The sequence below is a fragment of the Moorena sp. SIO3H5 genome (assembly GCF_010692395.1).
Taxonomy (GTDB): Bacteria; Cyanobacteriota; Cyanobacteriia; order Cyanobacteriales; family Coleofasciculaceae; genus Moorena.
This window is the reverse complement of the sequence record NZ_JAAHHS010000476.1, coordinates 1-5,440: the sequence shown is the minus strand read 5'-3', so window position 1 is coordinate 5,440 and position 5,440 is coordinate 1. Positions and strand designations below refer to the sequence as shown.

6 protein-coding genes are annotated in these 5,440 nt (G+C 42.0%); 2 read left to right on the top strand and 4 right to left on the bottom strand.

The window, feature by feature from the left end:
• Window positions 1-1,002, bottom strand: a 1,002-nt coding sequence (locus F6K52_RS31625) for an aminoacyl--tRNA ligase-related protein (RefSeq protein WP_364420684.1), incomplete at its 3' end; no start/stop codon positions are given.
• A 562-nt stretch (window positions 1,003-1,564) separates the two neighbouring features.
• Here F6K52_RS31625 and F6K52_RS31620 point away from each other — a divergent pair.
• On the top strand, window positions 1,565-1,912 hold the full coding sequence (locus tag F6K52_RS31620; RefSeq protein ID WP_293088250.1) for a DUF2605 domain-containing protein: 348 nt from the start codon (window positions 1,565-1,567) through the stop codon (window positions 1,910-1,912).
• Window positions 1,913-2,059: 147 nt separating this feature from the next.
• Window positions 2,060-2,398, top strand: a complete 339-nt coding sequence (locus F6K52_RS31615) for a DUF2973 domain-containing protein (RefSeq protein WP_293088248.1) — start codon at window positions 2,060-2,062, stop codon at window positions 2,396-2,398.
• A gap of 196 nt (window positions 2,399-2,594) precedes the next feature.
• On the opposite strand, the gene F6K52_RS31610 is transcribed toward F6K52_RS31615, so the two are convergent.
• The 3 genes from F6K52_RS31610 to F6K52_RS31600 form a co-directional block, all read right to left on the bottom strand.
• Window positions 2,595-3,503, bottom strand: coding sequence for an H-type lectin domain-containing protein (locus F6K52_RS31610; RefSeq protein ID WP_293088246.1), 909 nt, complete (start codon window positions 3,501-3,503; stop codon window positions 2,595-2,597).
• 442 nt (window positions 3,504-3,945) lie between these two features.
• On the bottom strand, window positions 3,946-4,527 hold the full coding sequence (locus tag F6K52_RS31605) for a hypothetical protein (protein WP_293088244.1): 582 nt from the start codon (window positions 4,525-4,527) through the stop codon (window positions 3,946-3,948).
• A 562-nt stretch (window positions 4,528-5,089) separates the two neighbouring features.
• Window positions 5,090-5,440 (bottom strand): GNAT family N-acetyltransferase (locus F6K52_RS31600; protein WP_293088242.1); only part of this gene is annotated, 351 nt, incomplete at its 5' end.

Here is a 5,440-nt window from a genome sequence, read left to right as displayed (position 1 = left end):
TCCTACCGGGAATTGCTCATAGCGATACACTGTACCAAATTCTGCCAAGCGCATGGGCAATTCCCGGTAGGAGCGCAATTCACTCTTATAAATTTGGATATGGAAAGGGCAATTCATCGGCTTTAGGACAAATCCTTGTTCTGCGGCTGCTGCTTCCTCATCCTCAGCCATCATCGGGAACATATCCTCTTTATAGTTCTGCCAGTGACCGGATACCTTAAACAAGTCCACTCGACCAATATGGGGTGTCTCCACTGGTAGATAACCTCGTTTAAGCTGTTCTTGGGTGAGGAAATCTTTCAAAAGGGTACGCAAAACCGTTCCTTTCGGGGTCCACAGGGGTAATCCTGGTCCCACCGGGTCAGAAAAGATAAACAGTCCCAGTTCTTTACCCAGCTTACGGTGATCCCGTTTCAGGGCTTCTTGCTTACGGCGCTTATATTCCTGTAGTTGCTCTGGGTTTTCCCAAGCTGTACCATAAATGCGCTGGAGTTGAGTATTACTCGCATCCCCTCGCCAGTAAGCCCCAGCCACACTTTCCAATTCAATGGCCTTCGGGTTGATTTCACTGGTATTTTCCACATGGGGACCAGCACACAAATCCCACCACTCATCCCCCAAGTGGTAAATCGAGATCGGGTCTTCTAAATCTGCCAAAATTTCCAGTTTATAGGATTCACCCAGTTCCTTGATCCGCCGTTGAGCTTCTTCCCGTGGCACCTCTTCCCGAATTACCGGAAGCTTCCGCTTAATGATTTTGACCATTTCCTTTTGGATTTTCTTTAGGTCTTGCTCAGTAAAAGGTTCTGGCTGATCAAAATCATAATAAAAACCATTTTCAATCCAAGGGCCGATAGTCACCTGAGCCTTCGGAAATAGCTTCTGGACGGCCATTGCCATCACATGGGAGGTCGTATGACGGATTCTTTGTAGGGTCTCGGATTCGCTAGTACGGGGCAAATGAATTTTTTCAGGCTGTTCGGAGGGTTCTGAGTTAAGCATCGGTGACTGTTCTATGGAATTGAATAACGCGCTATGACCGTAACACCAATTTTGTGCTATTCCTCTATGATACAAACCTTGTTTTGATGCAAAGCGCGAGTGGGGTAAACCACGGCAGTCGCTCATGGGGGGACCCCCTTTGGCGGCGCTGCCTCCCCTGTTCCCTTGCTGCATCGCTAGTTTTTGGTAAAGTACATGTTTCTGGCGTAGTACTCTCTCAATTTAGTTTTGAGGGTTAGGGCAAGGGGTTACGGGTTACGGGTTGGCGTAATGGTTTTGTTACTTAATTGATAACACAAATGCATAGTACAAGGCTGCCTAATTGGCCGAGGCTCATTTTAGATCATCTCCAGAGAATTCCCCTATATCACAATTTGCCCCATCTGACCATCTGAGCATCAATCGTCTTGATGATCGGTATTAAACCGCACTTGATCTTACCCATCAATGCAATTTTGAAGGAGTAGTAGTCTCTCACAAGTGTTAAGGGTTATGTCAAAAATTGTAAAAAAATGTAAATATAATTAAGGTAGACTATAAAAAAATAAACCCTTTTAATATCATGGAGCAACCCCAGCCATCAACACCGGAGTTACTGAAAACCATATTGGAACCGCTACTAGTAGATTTTGACTACTGGTTTGAGCGATCGCTTTCGTTGTTAGAAACTGAAGATATCACCTTTTTGAGCACAGAGGAACAATCTGACCTACTAAAGCGGGTAAAGCAAGCCCAGCAGGAGGTAAATACAGCTAAAATGCTTTTTAATGCTACCGATGGTCAAGTAGGAGTTGAACTTTCTACCATGATGCCATGGCACCAATTAGTGAGAGAATGTTGGGGAGTGGCAATCCGGTGGCGATCATTGGCATCCGGTGCATCCGAGTCAGCGGCCTCAGGGAATGACTAATCTTGACGCGCCTAGATTCAGGAAATGATTGAGGAAATAGTGGAATACCTTTTGTTAAGGTTAACTAACCACCTATAAAAAGCCGTTTTTTATCCCTGAGCAAGACAAGGAGTTAAAGACCAACTATTTGGTCGGGAGGAAAATAAGATGTTACACCTAATTTATCTAATTGCCTTTACTGTTATAGCATTTTTAGCGATTGGAAATTTAATTCGCAATCTATTAAGTTTGAGTTTTGATTCCCAGCGTTCTTTCTCACCATCGGGAAAATCACCCACCCAATGGGGACGGAATCAAGTGAATGCCAATCCATCTCCTGCTAAGTTAGTACCACACCCGGAACTGCTTGATGATAGTGGCAACCCTATTAATGAACCCCTCTTAGTGATGCGTTCAATGACTGTTGAAGACGCTCGCCAACAGTTAGACGCTATATACAATTCGTCTCCCGGTAACAGCAAGGGTAAGACAGAAGAAAACCAATAGTCTATTGATTTCAGGTTAAGGCTAGACACAGGGAAAGGGGATAAGCAAAACTATTTCCCCTGACCAAATTGGTTAGTGGGAAAATTATAGAGCTCGAACCAGGAAATAGGGAATAGGGAATAGCAATGGAGCGCTGAATCTATTTTCCTTGAGGAAAACCATTTAATGATAAGTATTAAACCGGACTCGATATCATTTATTTGCCATAGGCAAACCAGCTTGCATTAGCACTGTAAACCCGCGTGTCTCCCCAGGTTTCTAAGACATACTGAAACCCCTCTCGGTTGACATCTGTTACATCAACTTTTAATCGGAGATTTTCATCATTATCACTATCGATGTCGTTTAAAGCAATATAAACCACCGGCTCGGAAGTGAAATTGGTATTAAACTTTTGCTCACCTGATATTCTTCGTCTGCCATCACCCTTTGATAAATTCCCTTCCCTAACAGAAATTTCTCCACTCTCGAGTTTAATCTGTGAACTAGCCACTTCTTCGATACTTCGAGAGATAGTAATCAGCTGATTACTATCTTGGGTTAAGTTATTGATCCGTTCAACTATATCTCCCAAGGCGACTGGGTCTGATTCTAGAAGAGCATTAAGTTTTTTCTCTATAGTAGAAGCGTTTATATCTAAGCTTTCAACCTTACTATTTAGATAGTTAGCTTGTTTTTGATAATCTTGAGTTTGGGTTTTGATACTTTGAGTTTGTTGCTGAAGAACTTGCAGATCAACTCGGTTATCAAATAGAGAATTATTTATACGTTTTTTGAGTTTATCAAGTTGTTTTTCTTGCTCTTTGATATGTCCTTTTACCGAACTATCAACAAGAGTAGACATGACGACAAAACCACTGACGGTGGTCAATAGGGTAGTGAAAACCAACAAGCCAATCACTAGGTGAAATTGTGTTCTGAATTCCTTCCTGAGTTCCTCAGCTATTTTGGGTGAAAATAGTTGTAATTCTGTATAAATTAAAGCTCTGATATCTGTAGAGCGCTTATCCAGATAATTTCGGTAGGTATCTAGTTCTTTCTTGAGATCATCTCGTTCGCTTCTTAGACGATCGATAGTTTTTTTAAGTATGTCAAAATCATTCATAGTAACCAATTAGCTAAATACCGACAATTCCATAGATAGTTTAGATCGTAATCAGCTCTCTCCATTGTCTTGATGCAGTCGCTCATGGGGGAAACCCCCAAGACCGCGCTGCATCGCTATTTCGACAAGCCCGCCAAATACTCTATGGGCTGTTATAGCTGAAATTGCTCAATTCGCCAACTACAGAGGCTGATATGATAGCACCCAGCATAATCCATGGTGAATAAAATGGTGATAGTAAATGGCTATAGGTAGGGTTTTAGCAGAATTCTCTGTTACCCATTACCCATTACCTACTATAGCGCTAGTTACTCTAATCATTGAACTCTGTTAAATAATGCTTCGTGAGACCCGGAGCTGGGGGGATTCCGGAGATCTAAATCTAAATTTATGAATTTTCTCATCAATTGAGACGATCAGCATCAGCCAAAGGATTCCAGACTTAATGCTCATGGTGAGGGGCGTTTCGTACCTTCCTGATTGTATAGGGCAAAACCCCTACCAGCAGAGCAAAGGCTTCATCTGGCAGTTGGGCAATAGTGTTGGCATCAAAACCAAATCCCTCAAACTGTTCAAGAATTTGCTGGGTTCGTTGTATCGGACTTGGATATTCTGTAATTTGTTTAGTCAGTCGAATCCATTGCCGTCGAATCAAATAAGCACGCCGTCGCTCCTCAGCTGATTCTGGAGAAATCAATGATAGATTGCCCACTGGCACTACTCCCTGACAATCAAGATCAAATATTCCTCCTACAGCCGAACCTGGTCCTGCAAATTCTGCATGGTAGTGTTTATATATGATGAGGCCATTGCGACGCCTACTATTAACAATTAACAATCGTTTATCCCGAAATTGCGAGAGAATTTCTGATGGCTGTGAGTCTCTCATCTTATTCTTGCAGGGGTTCAGGCTTTCCTGGTTCATGCCACTTAGGGGTTGAGGATTGGCGAGACCCTGGTTGTGAGCAACCACCTCCTTTGGGTAAAAAGCTATCTTGTAATACTGTTGGTATTCACTCTCCATCTCAAACTATATGGCGTAATCTCGAGCGAGCAGGTAAGCACCCAAGCTAAAAGCCTCGATCCACTTTCCTTAAATAACTGTAAGTTTTTGAAAAGACACAAAACGGAGAGTCAAGTTTTGTTTAACTACCATTTCTAACTATAAACTTAGGTTTAACCTAAGTTACTAGTTATCAAAAAAAACCTCAAAATGGCTTCAAGACACCAAAACTTTGTATGGCTAGATACTAAATTATATATAATTGGTATCAATAGCTACAATGAATTGGTATAAAGCAACTTTTGTGGTTTATTGGAGTAGATCTCATGAGATTCACAAGTAGACCGTAGCACAAATCAACTAAATTTTGACCCTAGGGAGGTCTTCAAACACCAATTTTATTGAAAGCTTTATCAATAACCCCCTTTTTGATCTGTTACCAAAAACAATACTCTGCTACAGATAGTCTGAGCAAAAATTTTGTATTGCATATTTTGTTTCTTTTGTCAATGTGATAAATAACGAAATATAAAATATATCTGTTATTCGTCAGCTTGATAACTCCATTATGACGAAATTCAGCCTACTGAGACAGAGTCTGACCCTGTAAACTAAGACCAGCAGGATTGATCTGCTTGTGTAAGAGCAGGCGTTTGGGAAGCCTAAGCAATCCTCCGGTATAGCTTGGTTCAACCCGATGCAGTTCATATCCCCTCTTGAGATAAAGTTGCCTGGCCTGATAATTGTTTTCCAAAACATGCAAGTAGAGGTCTTTAAACCCCCATTCTAGGGCAGTTTGCTCACAAGCCAAGAGCAAATTTTCCCCGACTCCTTGCCGCCGACAAGACTTTCTGACAGCCAGATTGGAGACGTAAAGATGTTGGCAGTTGGGCTTTGGCCAGATCGGAAGAGCTTCGTGGAGGTTAAGAGTGTA